The organism is Flavobacterium amnicola (assembly GCF_004122165.1).
GTDB classification, from domain to species: Bacteria; Bacteroidota; Bacteroidia; order Flavobacteriales; family Flavobacteriaceae; genus Flavobacterium; species Flavobacterium amnicola.
Window position 1 is genome coordinate 416,910 of sequence record NZ_SBKO01000002.1, and the last position, 18,671, is coordinate 435,580.

The following is an 18,671-nucleotide window of genomic DNA, read 5'->3' on the forward strand; positions in this document are numbered from 1 at the left end:
TTAATTTGAATTGTAACTCTTATTTTGACTCAATAATACCGTTCACTTGTATGTATAATTGTCCGTCGCTTAAAATAGCGCCTTGTTGAATTAAATCAAATATAGCAGTATTGCGTTCTGGATTGTATTCTTTTTTCCCGATGTGGATTTCAGTCGTTTCACTAAACATATTATCGCCTAGCCATTGCAATCCTTCTTTGGTCATAAAATCGACATTTGGATCTAACGTCTTCATCACAATCGATTGAATGAAGTTTTCCTGACAATGAAAGAGGAAAATATAACTTTTAGAAAAATGCTCTAAAAATTTAGCATTGGTGAGTACTCCTTCCCAAACCAAATCAGAAAACACATCTAATTCTTGCTCGGCCACTTCAGGTTTACTTTCTTTTAAAGCGTCCCATTCTTTTTTATCAATTTGTTGCGTCGCCAAGAAATTAGCAAACTCCTCGTGTAACGCTTCAAATTGTTCTTTTGTAAGTCTTTTGTATTTCATTTTAGACTTCTTAGATTTGTTAGATTTTTAGACTTCTTAGATTTCAAAATTCAACATTCGTTGTTCAAAATTCAACATTTTTAAATTTTGAACAACGAATGTTGAATAAATAATTTTGAAATAAAAAAATCCCGATTTTCATCGGGATTCTTCATATAATATTTACGAATTAAGCTTGTTCAGCAACAATTTCGTAAGCTAAATCAATGATTACATCACGGTGTAAACGAACAGAAGCAGAATATTTACCAGTTCTTTTCACAATACCTGAAGTGATGAATTTTTTGTCAATTGATTGACCGTTTTTCTCTAAAACTTCAGCGATATCAGCGTTAGTTACAGAACCAAATAGTTTTTCACCACCTGCTTTTGCAGTAATTTTGATATCCAAAGCTTTTAAAGCTTCAGCAATTGCTTTCGCATCTGCTACCACTTTAGCTTCTTTGTGTGCTTTTTGTTTTAAGTTTTCAGCTAAAACTTTTTTAGCAGATGGAGTTGCTAAAGTAGCAAATCCTTGAGGAATTAAAAAGTTACGTCCGTAACCTGGTTTTACAGATACTACATCATCTTTAAATCCTAAATTTTGAACGTCTTGTTTTAAAATAAGTTCCATGTTGTTGTCCTTTTATTTTAGAAGTTAGTCCCGATTGTCTCGGGACAACAACTATTATTTTTAATTAATTATTTTAATAAATCGGCTACGTACGGCATTAATGCTAAGTGACGTGCTCTTTTTACCGCAACAGATACTTTTCTTTGGTATTTTAAAGAAGTTCCTGTTAAACGACGAGGAAGGATTTTACCTTGCTCATTTACGAATTTTAATAAGAAATCAGCATCTTTATAATCGATGTATTTGATTCCAGATTTTTTGAAACGACAATATTTTTTTTGTTTGTTCGTGTCAATGTTTAAAGGCGTTAAATATCTAATATCTCCGTCTTTTTTTCCTGCAGCAGATTGTTGTAATGTTGACATAATGATTACGCTTTAGTTGCTTTTAATTTCGCTCTTCTTCTTTCTGCCCAAGAGATTGCATGTTTGTCTAAACTTACAGTTAAGAAACGCATTACACGCTCGTCACGTCTAAATTCAGTTTCAAAACCTCTTAATACATCTCCTTCAACAGTGAATTCAAATAAATGGTAAAAACCACTTTTTTTGTTTTGAATTTCGTAAGCCATTTTTTTCAAGCCCCAATCCTCTTTGGATACCATTGTAGCACCTTTTGAAGTCAAATAATCTTCAAATTTGCTTACTGTTTCCTTTACCTGAGTTTCAGATAAAACGGGATTCAAGATGAAAACAGTTTCATAATGATTCATAATAATAAAATTTATTTGTTATAAAATTGGGTGCAAAAGTAATCCTTTTTTTTAAATCGACAAACTATTCTTATAAATAATCGATGAAATTGCATTTTTTGTGTAAAAATGTTTGGAAGATAACTTTTTTATGTTATTTTTAACACACCAATCTATTAAAATGATGCTTATGAAATTGAACTGTATTGTTGTGGATGATAGCTCTATCCAAAGAATTTTGGTTACAAAACTGGTAGATGCCCATCCGAATCTGAACTTAGTAGGCGAATTTTCAAACGCCGTTGAAACTAAAAATTGTTTAGCCTCAAAACAAGTAGATTTGTTATTTTTAGACATTGAGATGCCTATCATTAATGGATTTAATTTATTAGATGGACTAAAAGAAAAGCCTCAAATCATTTTTATCACTGCAAAAGCAGAGTATGCAGTAAAAGCCTTTGATTATGATGCTACTGATTACTTACAAAAACCAATCACAAAAGAGCGTTTTAATGCCGCGATAAAGCGTGCCATGGATATGTACATGCTTCGTAAGGATACTGGTTTTGAAGAAGAAGGAGAACATATATTCATCAAGAGTAATTTGAAGAAGTTGAAAATTTATACTTCTAAAATTAAATGGATTGAAGCCTATGGTGATTATGTAAAAATTGTTACCGAAGATGACAGTCACTTGGTGCTTTCTACCATGAAATCATTTGAAAAAGATTTATCTAAAGAAAAATTCATTCGTGTTCATAAGTCATTCATTATCAACGTCGATAAGATTGAGAAATTTAACAGTAAATTTGCAGAAATAGGAGTAACAAAAATACCTTTAAGTAGAAATAAGAAAGAAGATTTAGTAAAAGCCTTAGACGTTTAATTTACATCTACATTTATTGTAATCTTTATCGCTCTATATTGCGAAACCGCATCAAAACTATTTAGTATTTTCTGGATAGTTTTTTTTGTGCTTCCCAATGACTTTTCTTGAGGAATCTTAATTAAAATGGTACGAATGTATTCGTTTCGAATTTTACTCACTGGTGGTTCTTCTGGCCCTAAGACGGGAATATCAAACTGCTGCTTTAATACTTGATACAACCAAATAGAACCTTCTTTCAGTTTGTCGTAATCTTTATGCTTTAACGTCAGTTTTATTAGTTTAAAATAAGGCGGATACTTGTATATTTTTCTTTCATACAATTGTTCTTGGTACATTCCTACATAATCATTAGTAGTAACTTGCTGGATTGTATTGTGCATTGTGTTGTAGGTTTGAATAATAACTTTTCCTTTTTTATCCGAGCGTCCTGCCCTACCTGAAACTTGTGTCATCATTTGATAACTGCGTTCGAAAGCTCTGAAATCAGGAAAATACAACATGGAATCGGCATTTAAAATTCCAACAAGCGACACATTATCAAAATCCAATCCTTTGGCCAACATTTGGGTACCTACCAAAATATCAATTTCTCTGTTTTTAAAACTATCAATCAATTTCTCAAAAGCATATTTCCCACGAGTGGTATCCTGATCCATTCGTTTGATGTTCTTAGTTGGGAACAATTCGGTTAATTCCAATTCAATTTGCTCAGTACCAAAACCTTTAGACGTTAAATCGATACTTGAACAAGCATGACAATTTGTAGGCTTGGCAATACTATATCCGCAGTAATGACATCGCAACTGATTTTTAAATTTGTGATACGTCAAACTTACATCACATTGAGGACATTGCGGAATATGACCACAAGTCATGCATTCTATTACTGGCGAATAACCACGACGGTTTTGAAACAAAATAATTTGCTCTTTGTTGGATAAGGCTTCGGTCATTTCATCAATAAGTGTCTGACTGAAATGTCCTGTCATTTTTTTTCGGAAATAACTGTCTTTTAAATCGACCAATTTGATTTCTGGCAAAACGGCATTTCCGAATCGTTCGTATAATTCTACTAAACCATACTTACCGCTTTGTGCATTGAAATACGTTTCGATACTCGGAGTTGCTGAACCTAAAACCACCTTAGCTTTGTGAAAATTAGCCAAAACTATCGCCGCATCCCGTGCATGATATCGTGGCGCCGGATCCACTTGTTTGAAGGTTTGTTCGTGTTCCTCGTCAACAACAATTAATCCAAGGTTTTGAAAAGGTAAAAATAGAGCCGACCTTGCTCCTATTACGATTTGAGCTTTTTCGGAGGAATTAATCACTTGATTCCAAACTTCAACGCGTTCGTTATTCGAATATTTAGAATGAAAAACCGCTACTTTATTTCCGAAATGTTTTGTTAATCGACCAACCAATTGTGTCGTTAAAGCAATTTCAGGTAGCAAGTACAATACTTGCTTTTCTTGCGCTAAAAAATCTTCAATCAGTTTGATATACACTTCTGTTTTTCCAGAAGCGGTAACTCCATGAAGCAAGCACACTTCCTTTTCGGCAAAAATGGTTTGAATGGATTGCAAGGCTTCCGATTGGGCTTCACTTAATTGTAGCTGACTCTCCTTCACTTCATCAAACGAAACGCGATCGTGTTGCAAGTAATATTCTTCAAAAATTTCTTTATCCACTAACGCCTTTACAATAGCTGGAGAAGCTCCAGAATATTCTGTTAGTTCTTTTACTGAAATAGGTCTTCGTTGCGACGCATTCAGTTGAAAATAACTTAACACTAAATCTTTTTGCTTTTGAGCACTTTTCAGAATCGTCAGCAATTCCTCTAATCGATCTGCCGAATTAAACTCTGGAAACAATCGAATGTACCGAACCAATTTAGGTTTGTATTCTTCCACCATTTCTTCTTGAAGCAAAATAATATTTTTGACTAAAAGTTGCTGAATGATTGGAAATACTTTCTTTTTATTTAAAATCGAAGTGATTTCGCTAATTTTTAATGCCGTTTGCTGCTGCAAAGCTTCCACCAATAGATATTCGTCATCCGACAAATCATCTGTCACAACAACTTCCTTTTTAGCGGAAATTATCGTTTCGCTTTCCAACAACAAAGCAGAAGGCAAGGCTGTACGATACACTTCCCCAATGGAACACATGTAATAGCTAGCAATCCATTTCCAATGCTCAATTTGAATTGGCGTAACAATTGGCTTTTCATCTATGATTTGATGAATTTCTTTTGCTTCGTATAAAGTGGGCGGGTTATGATGTTTTTCGGCTACTAAAGCAGTATAGAATTTACTTTTCCCAAAAGGCACTGCCACTCGAACACCCAATTGGATAAATTCGAATTCGGCTTCGGAAACTTTGTAGGTAAAAGTCTGCGGAAGCGCAATGGGGATAATAACTTCTATGAAATAATGCATTTATTTATGTCTAACCCAGGTTTGAGAACGACCAATTAAAGAAAATCCCATATAACCACGAACTTCTAATTTGTCTTTACCACTTAATTTAATAGAACATTTGTAAATACCTCCAGTTTCAGGATCAATGATTTTACCACCATCATATGCTTCACCATCTTTCTTTAAACCTCTAATGATTTGCATTCCTAAAACAGGCTTATTTTTATCGTTTCCTTCGCATTTTTCGCATTTTCTATCGCGTTTGGTTGCATCAAAAATCTCTACGACTTTGCCGTAAATTTTCCCATTACTTTCAAAAATTTCTACTACCGATTTGATTTCTTTGGTTTTGTCATCAATAGTTTTCCATTTTCCTAAAACGGTTTGAGCATGCATTTGGAAACATCCAAAAAGGAATAAAATAAAGACTAATTTTCTCATACTTGACTTACTTTTTTAATTTTTCTAATTGTAGCATCTAATTCGAAGCCTAATAATAACACCATACAGTTGATCCAGAGATAGAACATTACTACCAGAAGTGTCCCGATAGATCCGTACAACTCATTATATTTTGAAAATTTCACTACCCAAATACCAAAGAAATACGAAGACAAAACAATTAAAATAGTGGTGAAAACGGTTCCAATAGTTAGTAATTTTTTCTTTTTAGATTGTTTGATTCCGTATTTAAAAAGAATAGAAGTCGACAATAAAATCATTAAAATCACAAAAACATATCTACCTAATTCTATTAATGAAATCTTTTCAGAAACACGACTGGATAATACGTCTTGAATAATTGTCTTCTGAATCACGATCTCTAAAACCACAATTGCCGAAACGGTTATAATCAAAATAAACGTCAACAACATGGATAACAACAATGCCACAAAATACTGTCGGAAATAAGGCCTTTTTACGGTCACATGTAGAGAAGTTTCAAAACCACTCATGGCAGCGTTGACACCATTTGTCATTAAAAACACCGACAACACAACCCCCCAAGACAATAACCCCGATTGACTATTATGCAGAATATCATTGATAATATTTTCGACAGCAGCAAAGGTAGTTGGCGGCACATTATCTTGTATAAACAGTAAAAAATCTTCTTGAAAACCCGGAATTGGGATATACGGAATAAGGTTTAAAATAAATAATGCAAAAGGAAATAAGGCCATGAAAAAGCTAAAAGCAATCGCTGCTGCTCGATAACTAATTCCGCCCTGAAGAATTCCAGAAATGTAAAAATCGATCAATTCATAAAACGACAAACCTTCCAACCAAGGCAATTTGATATTATCTAAAATAACAACAAGTTGCTTGAGGACAGGTATTTTCAGTAGTATTTCTTTTGTTTCTGACATTAATCAATTGCTTTTAACGACAAATCCATATTGTAAACCGAATGTGTTAAGGCTCCTGACGAAATATAATTGACACCACACATCGCATAGTCGCGAATGGTTTTTTCATTAATATTTCCAGAAGATTCTGTCAAGCATTTGTTTCCAATCATTTGAACCGCCGTTTTGGTATCTTCAAAATTAAAATTATCGATTAAAATTCTGTATACGCCTTCCGATTCTAAAATTTCAGCGATTTCAGCTAAATTTCTAGCTTCAACAATGATTTTTAAATCCAAATTATGTGCTTTTAAATACGCTTTCGTTTTTGAAATCGCTTGCGTAATACCACCTGCAAAGTCGTTATGATTGTCTTTTAGCATAATCATATCGTATAAGGCAAAACGATGATTTTCCCCTCCTCCAATTTTTACGGCCCATTTTTCACAAGCTCTAAAACCAGGAGTCGTTTTTCGAGTATCTAATACTTTAGTCTGTGTGCCTTCTAATAACCTAACATACGAATTGGTTTTGGTCGCAATGGCACTCATACGTTGCATCGAGTTTAACACCAATCGCTCTGCTTTCAAAATAGATTGTGAACTTCCCGAAACGTGAAAAACAACGTCACCATACTTCACTGGCGTACCATCTTCGATAAATGTTTCCACTTGCATGTTGGGATCCACATGTTTAAAAATCATTTTGGCAAATTCGACACCCGCTATAATTCCTTCATCTTTTACTAAAAGCTTCGCTTTCCCCATTTCTGTTGAAGGTATACAAGCTAAAGAACTATAGTCGCCAGGACCAATGTCTTCTCGAATTCCATTTTGTATAATCGAAAGTAATTCCTCTTGAAATTGTGCTTCTGAAATCATGTGTATTAAATTATAAGGCTAAAATAGGGAAAAATGTGGATTTGGTAATTTGTTCATTCGGTTATTTAAAAAAACTTTGCAACTTTGTAACTTCAACCTTTACGACTTGAATTCATGAATATCAAATTAATTGCTATTGGAAAAACCGACAATAAAAATCTACAAACATTAATAGATGATTATACCAAGCGTTTGTCCTTTTACATTAAGTTTGAGTTGGAAGTCATTCCCGATATTAAAAATGTCAAAAACCTAAGCGAAGCCCAGCAAAAAGAAAAAGAAGGTGAATTAATTTTGGCTAAAATTTCAGCAACCGACCAACTAATTCTTTTAGATGAAAACGGTAAAAACTTCTCAAGTGTGGGTTTTAGTGAGGAATTACAGAAAAAAATGAATTCCGGAATCAAAACCTTGGTTTTTGTGATTGGCGGACCCTATGGATTTAGCGAAGAAGTGTATAAAAAAGCACAAGGAAAAATTTCGCTTTCGGCCATGACTTTTTCGCATCAAATGGTACGCTTGTTTTTTATAGAACAACTCTATCGCGGATTTACTATCTTGCGCAACGAACCTTATCACCATCAATAAATGCTTTCGGTTGTAATTCCCACTTATAATTATTCGGCTTTGCCTTTGGTAAGAGCCATTCATAAGCAATGTGAAGCGGCAGAGATTTCCTATGAAATCATTGTACAAGATGATGGTTCTACCGATTTCGACACAATTGAAGAAAACCAAACCATAAACAAGCTTTCCAATTGTCAATTTATTCAAAATGAGATCAATCTTGGAAGAGCCAAAAACATCAACTCCTTACTTAAATCGGCAAAATTTGATTGGATTTTATTGTTGGATTGTGACACCAAACCCACTTCCGAAAATTTTATCCGCAATTATGATGAAATCATACAAAATTCTTCATCTAAAATTGTTTTTGGCGGAATTGCCTACCGCGATACTCCTCCGAGCGAAAATGAAGTTTTACGTTGGAAATATGGCAAAGAAAGAGAAGCGATTTCAGCCGGAAAAAGGAATAAAAATCCTTATGTAACTTTATTAACTTCTAATATTTTATGTCAGAAAAGCGTTTTTAAAACCGTACTTTTTAATGAAAATATTACCGAATACGGTTATGAAGATTTGGTTTTTGCCCAACAGTTAGAACAGCATAAAATTGAAATACATCATATTGAAAATCCTGTTTTTCATTTGAATTATGAAACTTCGGAAGCTTTTTTAGAAAAAACCGAGAAATCCTTACAAACCTTACTATTCTTGGAAGAAAACAAGATTATCGACGCCACAACTACCAAACTACAAAAAGCCTATCAACGATTAAAATGGTGGAAATTAGAAGGTGTTTTCTTTTCAATATTTAAAAAATGGAAGAAAAAAATCATTCAGAACTTGCTGTCACCAAACCCGAAACTTTTGTATTTCGATTTGTATAAGTTGGGTTATTTTATCATTTTGAAATCAAAGCAGTAAAGTAGTTAAACCACTTTTTTGCAATTACATCTGGGTGTAACTTTTGCATCTCTAGCTTGGCTTGTTGACCAATTTTTTCTCTAGATAAAGTATCCTTTTGAAGTGCTAAAACCGTTGAAACAAATTGCTCTACATTTCCGTCTTCAATTAAAAATCCAGAACTTTCATTTTTGATGATTGCTTTTGGTCCGATTGGACAATCATAGGATACAGCAGGCAAACCGACTTCCATCGCTTCTAATAATGCCATTGGAAAACCTTCTGATCTAGAAGTCATGACAAACATAGAAGCCTCTAAATACTTTTCTTGTATGTTTTTTAAGGGTTTTAATAACTTAATTGTTTCATTCAATCCCAATTCTTTAATTTGATTTTGATGCTTTTCAAACAAATACCCATCACCATAAATTTCAAGCAACCAATCTGATTTTTGAGATACTTTTGCCCAAATATCGATTAATCTGTCGATCCCTTTTTCATACGAATGTCGAGCAATGGCAATCGCTTTATGATTTTGAAGTTTGGCTACAAGATTGGTATTTTGAATCGAGTTCGGAATAATTTCTCCCGCTATTCCCCATTCTTTTTGACTTTCAGCAGATAAAAAAACCACATTATTATAAGCCGAAAGTAATTTTTTTCGAACCGAGGCACGATAATTTACAAGCGTTTTATTATTGATTTTTTTGGATTCATTGAACAGCGAACCATGAATTTCGAATACGATTGGAATAGTCGTCTTCACAAATTTTGAAAAGAAAAACCCTTTCCACCCAAAATCGCAAATTACAATGACATCCGGTTGAAATGATTGTACAATCTTCTTTACTTTTTGATAATAGTTCAGAATTTTAAAAGGCTTAAATCCTGTTGCTTTGATATCAAACTTTTGAATATCCGAATGAAAAGGATGAAAAGTATCGGTGGAAGCATTATTAAACGTTACAAAACCAATTTCGCAGTTGTAGTTTTCAATTAAAACATTGGATTTTACCGATACTACTTTGGCAACACCACCTTCGTCATAAATTGTAGGTGTTATATAGAGTATTTTCATTTTTTGGAGGCCAAAAATTCGTTATAATCTCGAATATAATCGTCTTCTGAAAAAACATCCGATGCTAAAACCAAGCATACCGCTCCAGAAGAAAAGTTTTGCAGTTCCCGCCAATACCCTGTTGGAATCAACAACCCAACGTTGGGTTTGTTCATGAAATAGATTTTCTTTTCCAAGCCATTGTCTAAAATCACTTCAAAACTACCACTTAACGGAATTAAAAATTCTTGTTGGTCTTTATGTGCATGCCCACCACGATACGCATTTGTAGGGACATCAAATAAATAATACACGCGTTTAAATTCAAACGGAATGACATCCTCTTGAATAAAAGCCAAATTCCCTCTGGCATCTTCTACTACAGGAATATTTATAAGTTGTACTAAATTATTTGCTTCCAAATTGAATAAAAATTGTGTGAACTCAGGATAATACTTATTTTAGACCCAAATATAATTGCTTTTTTTTAAATGCCAGCAGAAAATAATCCCTTAGTTAGTGTAATTTGCTTGTGTTACAATCATGAACAATTTGTGATTGAAACATTAGAATCGGTTATAAGCCAAACCTACACTAACTTTGAACTGATTATTGTGGATGATTGTAGTACTGATACTTCGGTTGAAAAAATCAATCACTGGCTGCAAAATAATCCGAAATGTACATTTATTCAAAATCAACAAAATTTAGGCAATACCAAATCATTCAATATCGCCGCTCAGCGTGCCAAAGGTACTTATTTAATCGATTTAGCTGCCGATGATTTATTACTTCCAAACTGTATTGAAAAGCAGGTAAAAACTTTTGAAACTTCGGCTTATAAAAACTTAGGTTTGGTTTATGGGAATGTTCAAAACATAAATGAAAGTAATGAAATCATAGACGAATATTTCATGGTAAATCAGGATAATAAAGTACTTACCAAAAGACCTACAGGATCTGTTTTTTCAAATATTATTGATAGTGGAAAAACTATTTGCTCCGTTTCTGCTATGTTTACCAAAGAAGCTTTTTTGAAACTAAATGGCTTTGATGAAAAATTAGCGTATGAAGATTTAGATTTTTGGATACGTTTATCGAGAGTCTATGAAATCGATTTTATAGATGCTATTTTAGTTCAAAAAAGACGTGTTTCCAACTCATTAGGAAGTCAGTTTCATGATAAAAGTTATTCTAAGAGAATAAATGCCTCAACCCTGATTATTCTGAACAAAGCCTATGATCTATGCGAATCCAAGACGGAATATCGCAATTTATTAAAGCGTATTCACTATGAAATTCAGTTAAATTATAAGAACAATGATTTCGGATTAGTAATTGAGTCAATACTGTTAAAATTAAAAACCGAATTTAAAATTTTAATCTGATGTAATTATTTAATGGTTTTTCCAAACCTAAATACAACAGAATCGAAATCGCATTTAAACCTAAAAAAAGTAAGGAATAAGAGGACGTGACTTTATTTAAAGCTATGTAAAATATTCCCATATGTAGTAAATAAAACACATAGGAACTTTTACCTAAAAGCTGAAATAATGGTGTTTTCAAAATTCTAGAAAGCCAGGTTTCTTCAGAAATCAATCCATAAAAAAGCGGTAAAAATCCAAGTAATGGAAGTAAAACCGTATTGATGCCTTTACCCAGATATAAATCGGTTCCTTCCGCTGAAGCATTCGGTTTTAAAAAACACAACCACAAAAGACTTAGCAGAATAAAAAAACACCCAATCCATGTCCATCGTAAAGTCAATGGTTTCATTTTATACATATTGACAGCTAGGAAAACTCCAGCAAAAAATTCGAAACTTCTTCCAAAAAAAGTAAAATCGAGCATGAAATTCAGGTTTTCCATAATAGGGAAATCCAAATGGTTAAAAGCCTTGATGAATCCGAAGCCAAGTATAAAAAACAAGATTGGAAATCCTAAAAACCATCCTTTATTTTTCTTCAAAAACAAGAAAACCAATGGGGCCAAAAAATAAAATACTTCTTCGACTGTGAGTGACCAACCTTGAGCAATTCCGGTAAATTTTAAAGCATCTGAAAATCCGCGAACGAAAGTAATATTCGACAAATACACTTGTGCAGCGCTAAACCCATTCGGATTTTGCCACACATTCAGCAATACAAAAGAAAGTGTCGTTAAAACAAAATACATCGGATAAATTCGAGCAATTCGATTTACCATGTACTTTTTAAAATCAATTTGCGTGTTATAATAATTGTGCGCAATTAAAAATCCGCTCAGCACAAAAAACAAGGTAACACCAATGTGCATTTCCGAAAAAACACCATATACAATAGTTTCATTTCCTAAAAAGAAAAACGGATTGTAATGATGGAAAAACACCATATAGGCAGCAATAGCGCGCAATCCCGTTAAAGCAGAGTAATATGACGGCTGTGTATTCAAAATTTAGATCTCAGTTTTTTAAATAGTAAACCCAAATCGATTTTTTTATGAATATGATACAACGAATGTAGGGAGGCGATACTAAATAATAGAATCAGCATATAATTATCAAAACCGCATTCGCTTAAAACCATTGCCAAAACAGCCAATACTACACTAAAAACAATGGTATTCAGTGTTTGCTTTAAATAGTAAAATTCATACTTAGTGTACATAATATAGGTGATAAACACACCATACAACAAAAAATTTAAAGCCATTGCAATTCCCAACCCAAGTAATCCAAAATAATAGTAGCCTAGAATACTCAAGGAAACATTCAAAAAATCACTCAATAATTCTTGCTTGAAATAGCGCTTGGTATTTCCTACAGCCAATAAATAAAACCCTAAAGGCCAAGTGATTGCTTTTATCGCAACTGAAAAAAGTCCCACTTTTAAAATTGTAAAAACCGGTAAAAACGAAGGTGAATAAAACAATGATAATATTTGGGTCCCGAATGCATAGATAAAAATGATAATGGGTAAAACCAATAATAAAGCAATTTGAATTTGATTGTTAATTAAAATTGTGGCTTCCTTTTTTAAATGCGTGATGGAGGTTAATTTAGGGTAAAAATCGCTCGACATCGAGGTAAAAACCAATCCGACATAGGAAATCATTATGGTTGAGGCTACTTCATAATACCCAACAATTTCAATTGACGCCGCAGTTTCTTTCAAATAATATTTAATAATTAACGAACACAAATAACCAAAAATAACATTGATAGAAAATAAAGTCCCAGTTATGAAATACGGTTGTATTTTCGATTTTAAATTTCCAAAAGTTAAAAAATCAGGGACTAATTTAATTTCGTTGGTAAAATATTTTTGGATAAAAAACCCAATAAAACTATTAGCAAACAATACGTAAACAATCGCTTTTACGCCTAAGAAATAGTACAAAACCATACTTAACAACGAAAGTATAATGGCCGAAACCACTTGACTAAAAGCCAATATTTTTAATTGTTGTGTCCCTTGTAAAACGGAAGCTCTAAAAGTGGCTAAACTAGAGAAAACGAATTGTATTCCGAGAAGAAAGGCCCAAAATAAAGAAAACTCTTTAAAGATGTTTGTCACGAAAAAAGGAGCCGCTATTAAAAACAATAGAAAGCCAATTATTCCCACATAAAAAGCCCAATTATGCAATAAATTTAGGGTCGCAGGGTAGTTTTCCTTTTTGTAAACCAAGCTAATTTCACGTACTACAATAGTTTGTAAGCCAAAGCCAGAAACTGCAGCAATTAAACTAATCACCGATTGCAATAAACCCAATTGACCTATACCTGAAACACCCAGGTAAACCGCCACAATTTTAATACTTACAATACCCAAGACAATCTTCACCAACTGCACAAATCCGAAAATTCCAGTGGCTTTTAAAATTGATTTGTGTGACGTATCTACGGTATTATTCATTTATGTTACAACCAAAATTGAGGTAAACTTGTTTAAAATTATGAATCCAAAGTAACCAATTTTCATAGAAATTGACATCAGTTTTAGCAATAATTTCATTTTTAATTACTGTTATATCCAAATCCGAATTTACATCGGAAAGTACTTCAAATTTACCTTCCAACCACAATTCGTTTAATACGACGTTCGCTTTTTCGATATTAAAATCAGAAATAAAATCTTTTCGCAAAGCCGAGGTTACAAATCCTGTTTTTAAAACTTCCGATTTCGTTTTGCCTACTTTTGATTTTGGATATTTAGCAAAAAACTTCAGTGCATTTATAATTTGATTTTTTTCGGCAACCACTGTCTGATTGGTTTGCCATAAAGACACGTAGTAACGTTTCGAAAATACTGCTCCCGCTACATTATACAACTGGTAGTATTTCATTTCTTTTTCTTTTGAAAACACTCCAAATAACCCTAAAAAACCTTTTAATTTTGGAATTTTAGAATGGAAAACAAAAGAATACCAAAAAGGGGATTGTATCGAGATTTCAGGTTGATACACTTCCAAATTCTCATTGATAGAAATGGTCTTTTTAGTGACTAAAATATGGTTATTCAACCAAAAAAGCTTTACCATTTCAATGGCATTTGCTTTCAAATCATTTGAAAAATTCTGAAAGGAAATGGGTTGTACAAACCACATGTCGTCTTCTAACAAAATGAAATAATCTGTTGAATTAGCCGCAGCATTTTTCCATAAATCTATTGGAATAGCGGAATCGCATTTTTCCTGATTTTCAATTTGTTTTTGCTTTTTTAAAGCCAATTCAGATTGAATAATATCGATTTTAGGGTATTTTGTTCGAATTTTTGCCAAATACTTTTCTGGTGTTCCATCATCTAAAACGATAATTTTGGAAAAACCTGACGCATAAGTGTAAACAGAATGCAAACATTTATCTAAATAATACGGACGATTGAATGATTTTATTAAGATTTCCATGCATTAATCGTATTGATCACGTAAGTAACCTCATCGCTGGTCATTACAGGAGAAATTGGCAAACTTAACACCTCATCATGGATTATTTCGGTAATTGGAAAATGCAAATGATTCCAATTTTCAAGTGCTTTTTGTTGGTGAGGCGGAACCGGATAATGAATTAAAGTCTGAATGTCATTTTGAATTAAATAATCTTGCAATTCATTTCTGTTTTGTGTGCGAATTACAAACAAATGAAACACATGATTTTCGATAGCATCTATGACTGGCAATACTATTTTTTCATTTTTAATTTCTGAAATATAGCGATTGGCAATCGTTCTTCTTTTTTCATTTTCCGAATCTAAATGGGGTAATTTCACATTTAAAAATGCCGCTTGAAGCTCATCTAAACGAGAATTAAATCCAATACACTCGTTATAATATTTTTTTTCTGATCCGTAATTTCGAAGTTTTTTAAGTGTGGTGGCTAGCTTTTCATCGTTGGTCAGAACTGTTCCACCATCGCCAAGCGCACCCAAATTTTTTCCGGGATAAAAGCTAAAACAACGCGCATGACTTCCTTTGAAGGTTAATCCGTGGGCTTGAGCACAATCTTCTACGATAAGCAAATTGTGCTTGTATCCTACCTCAATTATAGCATCCATATCAGCAAGTTGACCATACAAATGCACGACTAAAATTCCTTTGGTTTTGGACGATATTTTGGCTTCAATCAACGACGGATTGATGTTATACGTTTCAAGGTTAGGCTCTACCAAAACAGGTACCAATCCCGCATGCAGAATCCCTAAAATACTGGCAACATAGGTATTAGCGGGTACGATAATTTCGTCCCCTTTTTGTAAATTTCCGTTTTCGATATAGCCTAAAAAAGTAAGCGTAATAGCATCTAACCCATTCCCTACTCCGATACCATATTTTGAACCGCAAAAGTTGGCGAAATTATCTTCAAATTGTTTGACTTCATTTCCTAAAATAAACCAACCACTATCCATGACCGCTTTCAACTTTTCTTGAAAGGCATTTTGATACGGTTCATTAATTTTTTTTATGTCTAAAAATGAAATCATAGTAAAACGTTTTCTGCTAATTTATAATTAGAAGTGGTAACTTCATAAAAATCATGTACAATGGTACTCGCACCAAAGCTTTCCTTCCAAAATGACAGTCCAAAATTTAATTTTCGTCCTTGTTCCTCGTTGGAAATCCCGAAATCGAAATACTTTTTAGTGGCAAAAACTTCGGTTATTAAATGATGGTATAAAAAATCAAGACTTCCCAATTCATTTTTGTCTTCATTGGCCGAAATATACTGGGCATGAGCCACTTGATTACTTTCAAATATAGTAGTTCCAGCCACAATTTTATCTTTAAAATACACATTAAATTGACGAATATTCTTTGGAAATTTAGTCTGTAAATATTGAATTTCTTTCAAAGAATGAACAGGTTTGGCTTGGTGTTTATTTTCTAAATTCGGAATCAAAATTTGGTTCCAAAACGATTCAAAATCAAATTCTTCTACTATTTTTAGTTGACTTTTTATTCCTTTTGCTACGCCTTCCATTCTACCTTTAGAAATAAGCAAATCATTTCGAGAATCAATTACTGCTAAACTATCGCGACGAATTAATTGCGCTTTCATCAAAAACAACGCATACAAAAATTCTTCGGCAGGTTTTTGGTGATAAATGGAGGGCATTGTTTTTATTTGTATGGTATCGAAACCATTCTGATGATAGTATCCTACAACTTCTTTACATAACAAAATGACTTTGTCTAATTTAATTTCTTTGTAAATCAGTCCACCATACGTAATCCCTTGGTGCGAATAGATAGTATTGGCAACTTCATTTGCTGGAAAAATGGCAATTAGCTTTTCTTTTTCGTCAAAAATTAAAAGCGAATGATCTTTAAATCGGTTGCTGTGGTATTCCATAAAATCTCGATGAAACAAGAAAGTAGCATTTTTGGCTTCGGAAACAAATTGATTCCAAAGCTCATAAAAAATGGCATCGTATTTTTTTATAGAAAAACTCGTCAAAAATTATTTTTTGGTAAATTTAGAAAACAAATGTTACTTTTATCTATATATTTATCTCATAAACAAATTTTTGTTGAAAAAACTATTTTCCATTTTCCTGCTGGGACTTTCTTTTTGTCTATACAGTCAAAATGTCGCACTGATGAATCAGTTTAACGGGCGATACGATTTTACTTTTTTCGGAAATACATTAAATACTAATGAAAATGGACCAGGAGCTCCCTGCAACATTCTAACAAGCTCTTCTTCAACACTTACTTTAGGTACTTCCGATGTTATTGAAGCCGCCTATTTGTATTGGTCTGGTTCGGGTACAGGTGATTTTGATGTTAATTTAAATGGAACACCCATAACGGCTTCCAGACAATTTGCAATAACACAACCAAGTTCTGGATTACCTTTTTTTAGTGCTTTTGCTAATATTACGACACAAGTACAAACCACTGGAAATGGAGTGTATACTTTAGCCGATTTGGATTTAACCAGCGTTATCGCAAATTATTGTGGTAACGGTACCAATTTTGGCGGTTGGGCTGTTATCGTCATTTATAAAAACAATGCATTGCCTTTAAATCAGCTCAACGTGTATGATGGTTTAGAGAGTGTACCAAATGTTTTAAATATTACCTTAAATAATTTGAATGTCATTGACAACCAAGATGCTAAAATCGGATTTTTAGCTTGGGAAGGTGACCGAAGTATTGCCGTGAATGAAACGCTTCGCATTAATGGAAATGTGATTAGTAATCCACCATTAAATCCAGCCGATAACGCATTTAACGGTACCAATAGCGAAACTGGAGCTTCCAATTTATTTAATATGGATCTAGATGTGTATGGTATTCAGAATAATATTGCGGTCGGAGATACATCGGCAACAATAGATCTGACTTCCAACCAGGATTTTGTAATGATTAATGCTATAGTTACCAAACTGAACAGCCAATTGCCGGATGCTACAGTCGTTTTAGATAATTTCACACAAAGCTGTAATTCTCCCGTTTATCAATTAAATTATACGGTAAGAAACATCAATAGCACCGAAATATTACCCGCAGGAACTTACTTAACCTTTTATGCTAATGGAACTTCCGTTGGGCAATTTATCACTCCAAGTCCAATTCCGATTGGTGGTAGCGAGAGTTTTAGTATTTCAATTACTATTCCAACAACTATCACTACTAATTTTCAATTATTAATAAAAGTAGATGATAATAATGGTGTGGCTGCAGTCAATGAACTAAACGAAACTAATAATACCTTTACCTCTAGTATTTCACCTTGGGTATCTCCAGAAACCAAGCCATTAATCAATTATACCGTTTGCAACCAAGGAAACGGGAAAGGCACTTTTAACTTGGTAGCTTACATAAACGCACTACTATTAGATACAAATGACAACTTTCAATTTTACGAAACCGAAAATGATGCCCAATTAAATCAAAATCCGATTCCAAACCCTGAAAATTATCAAACCAATTCGACACCAAAAACAATTTATATTCGAATTGAAAATGAACATTGTTTTGCTATTGCGTCATTTATAATCAATACAGAAGCTTGTCCACCCATTTCTTACAATCATTTTACACCAAACGGAGATGGCGTAAACGATACTTTTATATTTGAAGGTTTACGTGATATTTTCAAAAATTTTAAATTAGAAATATACAACCGATGGGGAACCTTAGTGTGGATGGGTAACAACAACACTGCGGATTGGAATGGCTATGCCAACGAAGGAATATTAGTTGGTAATAAACCTCTTCCTTCAGGAACCTACTACTACATTTTAAATTTGAATGAGCCTAAATTTGAAAAACCATTAACGGGTTGGGTTTTCTTAAATAAATAGTTTACTTTGTCATTAT

Annotated in this window: 20 protein-coding genes; 5 read left to right on the top strand and 15 right to left on the bottom strand. The window is 33.2% G+C overall.

Translation table 11 applies throughout. The annotated features are described in order from the left end of the window. Positions 1-19: 19 nt before the first annotated feature. The 4 genes from EQG63_RS07385 to rpsF all read right to left on the bottom strand — a co-directional run bounded on the left by EQG63_RS07385 (position 20) and on the right by rpsF (position 1,821). Entirely contained in the window at positions 20-496 is a 477-nt protein-coding gene (locus EQG63_RS07385; protein WP_129435717.1) for a DUF6495 family protein, read from the bottom strand. Between the two features lie 169 nt (positions 497-665). Beyond that, the gene (gene rplI / locus EQG63_RS07390) at positions 666-1,109 is read right to left on the bottom strand and encodes a 50S ribosomal protein L9 (RefSeq protein ID WP_129435718.1); all 444 of its coding nucleotides are present in this window, start codon (positions 1,107-1,109) and stop codon (positions 666-668) included. Between the two features lie 68 nt (positions 1,110-1,177). After that, positions 1,178-1,474 carry a 30S ribosomal protein S18 gene (gene rpsR, locus EQG63_RS07395; RefSeq protein WP_129435719.1) on the bottom strand — a complete coding sequence of 99 codons (297 nt, stop codon included), beginning with the start codon at positions 1,472-1,474 and terminating at the stop codon, positions 1,178-1,180. A 5-nt stretch (positions 1,475-1,479) separates the two neighbouring features. Next, positions 1,480-1,821, bottom strand: a complete 342-nt coding sequence (gene rpsF / locus EQG63_RS07400) for a 30S ribosomal protein S6 (protein WP_129435720.1) — start codon at positions 1,819-1,821, stop codon at positions 1,480-1,482. 169 nt (positions 1,822-1,990) lie between these two features. On the opposite strand from rpsF, the gene EQG63_RS07405 reads away from it, so the two are divergent. Continuing rightward, the gene (locus EQG63_RS07405; RefSeq protein WP_129435721.1) at positions 1,991-2,686 is read left to right on the top strand and encodes a LytR/AlgR family response regulator transcription factor; all 696 of its coding nucleotides are present in this window, start codon (positions 1,991-1,993) and stop codon (positions 2,684-2,686) included. Here EQG63_RS07405 and priA read toward each other — a convergent pair. From priA to nadC, 4 genes are read right to left on the bottom strand one after another with little or no spacing between them, the layout of a single operon-like run. Further along, positions 2,683-5,130 carry a replication restart helicase PriA gene (gene priA, locus EQG63_RS07410; protein ID WP_129435722.1) on the bottom strand — a complete coding sequence of 816 codons (2,448 nt, stop codon included), beginning with the start codon at positions 5,128-5,130 and terminating at the stop codon, positions 2,683-2,685. The two genes, EQG63_RS07405 and priA, sit on opposite strands and share 4 nt — an antisense overlap. Then, positions 5,131-5,553, bottom strand: coding sequence for a DUF2147 domain-containing protein (locus EQG63_RS07415; RefSeq protein WP_129435723.1), 423 nt, complete (start codon positions 5,551-5,553; stop codon positions 5,131-5,133). Continuing rightward, positions 5,550-6,482, bottom strand: a complete 933-nt coding sequence (locus tag EQG63_RS07420) for a YihY/virulence factor BrkB family protein (protein ID WP_129435724.1) — start codon at positions 6,480-6,482, stop codon at positions 5,550-5,552. The genes EQG63_RS07415 and EQG63_RS07420 overlap by 4 nt, the downstream gene beginning before the upstream one ends. Continuing rightward, positions 6,482-7,342 (bottom strand): carboxylating nicotinate-nucleotide diphosphorylase, encoded by an 861-nt coding sequence (nadC, locus tag EQG63_RS07425; protein WP_129435725.1) that lies wholly within the window; start codon positions 7,340-7,342, stop codon positions 6,482-6,484. The genes EQG63_RS07420 and nadC overlap by 1 nt, the downstream gene beginning before the upstream one ends. Before the next feature lie 114 nt (positions 7,343-7,456). Here nadC and rlmH point away from each other — a divergent pair, with 114 nt between their 5' ends. After that, the gene (rlmH, locus tag EQG63_RS07430; RefSeq protein WP_129435726.1) at positions 7,457-7,930 is read left to right on the top strand and encodes a 23S rRNA (pseudouridine(1915)-N(3))-methyltransferase RlmH; all 474 of its coding nucleotides are present in this window, start codon (positions 7,457-7,459) and stop codon (positions 7,928-7,930) included. Continuing rightward, entirely contained in the window at positions 7,931-8,830 is a 900-nt protein-coding gene (locus tag EQG63_RS07435; RefSeq protein WP_129435727.1) for a glycosyltransferase family 2 protein, read from the top strand. It begins immediately after the preceding gene. On the opposite strand, the gene EQG63_RS07440 is transcribed toward EQG63_RS07435, so the two are convergent. Both EQG63_RS07440 and EQG63_RS07445 read right to left on the bottom strand, forming a co-directional pair. Then, positions 8,808-9,887, bottom strand: a complete 1,080-nt coding sequence (locus tag EQG63_RS07440) for a glycosyltransferase (RefSeq protein WP_129435728.1) — start codon at positions 9,885-9,887, stop codon at positions 8,808-8,810. The two genes, EQG63_RS07435 and EQG63_RS07440, sit on opposite strands and share 23 nt — an antisense overlap. Beyond that, entirely contained in the window at positions 9,884-10,288 is a 405-nt protein-coding gene (locus EQG63_RS07445) for a sugar 3,4-ketoisomerase (protein ID WP_129435729.1), read from the bottom strand. The genes EQG63_RS07440 and EQG63_RS07445 overlap by 4 nt, the downstream gene beginning before the upstream one ends. 69 nt (positions 10,289-10,357) lie before the next feature. Here EQG63_RS07445 and EQG63_RS07450 point away from each other — a divergent pair, with 69 nt between their 5' ends. Next, positions 10,358-11,254, top strand: a complete 897-nt coding sequence (locus EQG63_RS07450; RefSeq protein ID WP_129435730.1) for a glycosyltransferase family 2 protein — start codon at positions 10,358-10,360, stop codon at positions 11,252-11,254. On the opposite strand, the gene EQG63_RS07455 is transcribed toward EQG63_RS07450, so the two are convergent. The 5 genes from EQG63_RS07455 to EQG63_RS07475 are packed head-to-tail and all read right to left on the bottom strand — an operon-like array spanning position 11,238 to position 16,800. Next, positions 11,238-12,299 (bottom strand): acyltransferase family protein, encoded by a 1,062-nt coding sequence (locus tag EQG63_RS07455; protein ID WP_129435731.1) that lies wholly within the window; start codon positions 12,297-12,299, stop codon positions 11,238-11,240. The two genes, EQG63_RS07450 and EQG63_RS07455, sit on opposite strands and share 17 nt — an antisense overlap. After that, positions 12,296-13,762, bottom strand: a complete 1,467-nt coding sequence (locus tag EQG63_RS07460) for an oligosaccharide flippase family protein (protein WP_129435732.1) — start codon at positions 13,760-13,762, stop codon at positions 12,296-12,298. The genes EQG63_RS07455 and EQG63_RS07460 overlap by 4 nt, the downstream gene beginning before the upstream one ends. Continuing rightward, complete coding sequence (locus EQG63_RS07465) at positions 13,755-14,753, bottom strand: glycosyltransferase family 2 protein (RefSeq protein WP_129435733.1); 999 nt, start codon at positions 14,751-14,753, stop codon at positions 13,755-13,757. The genes EQG63_RS07460 and EQG63_RS07465 overlap by 8 nt, the downstream gene beginning before the upstream one ends. Continuing rightward, on the bottom strand, positions 14,741-15,826 hold the full coding sequence (locus EQG63_RS07470; RefSeq protein WP_129435734.1) for a DegT/DnrJ/EryC1/StrS family aminotransferase: 1,086 nt from the start codon (positions 15,824-15,826) through the stop codon (positions 14,741-14,743). The genes EQG63_RS07465 and EQG63_RS07470 overlap by 13 nt, the downstream gene beginning before the upstream one ends. After that, complete coding sequence (locus EQG63_RS07475; RefSeq protein ID WP_129435735.1) at positions 15,823-16,800, bottom strand: GNAT family N-acetyltransferase; 978 nt, start codon at positions 16,798-16,800, stop codon at positions 15,823-15,825. Before EQG63_RS07475 ends, EQG63_RS07470 begins: the two co-directional genes overlap by 4 nt. Before the next feature lie 142 nt (positions 16,801-16,942). Here EQG63_RS07475 and EQG63_RS07480 point away from each other — a divergent pair, with 142 nt between their 5' ends. After that, positions 16,943-18,655 carry a gliding motility-associated C-terminal domain-containing protein gene (locus EQG63_RS07480; protein ID WP_129435736.1) on the top strand — a complete coding sequence of 571 codons (1,713 nt, stop codon included), beginning with the start codon at positions 16,943-16,945 and terminating at the stop codon, positions 18,653-18,655. Positions 18,656-18,671 lie beyond the last annotated feature (16 nt).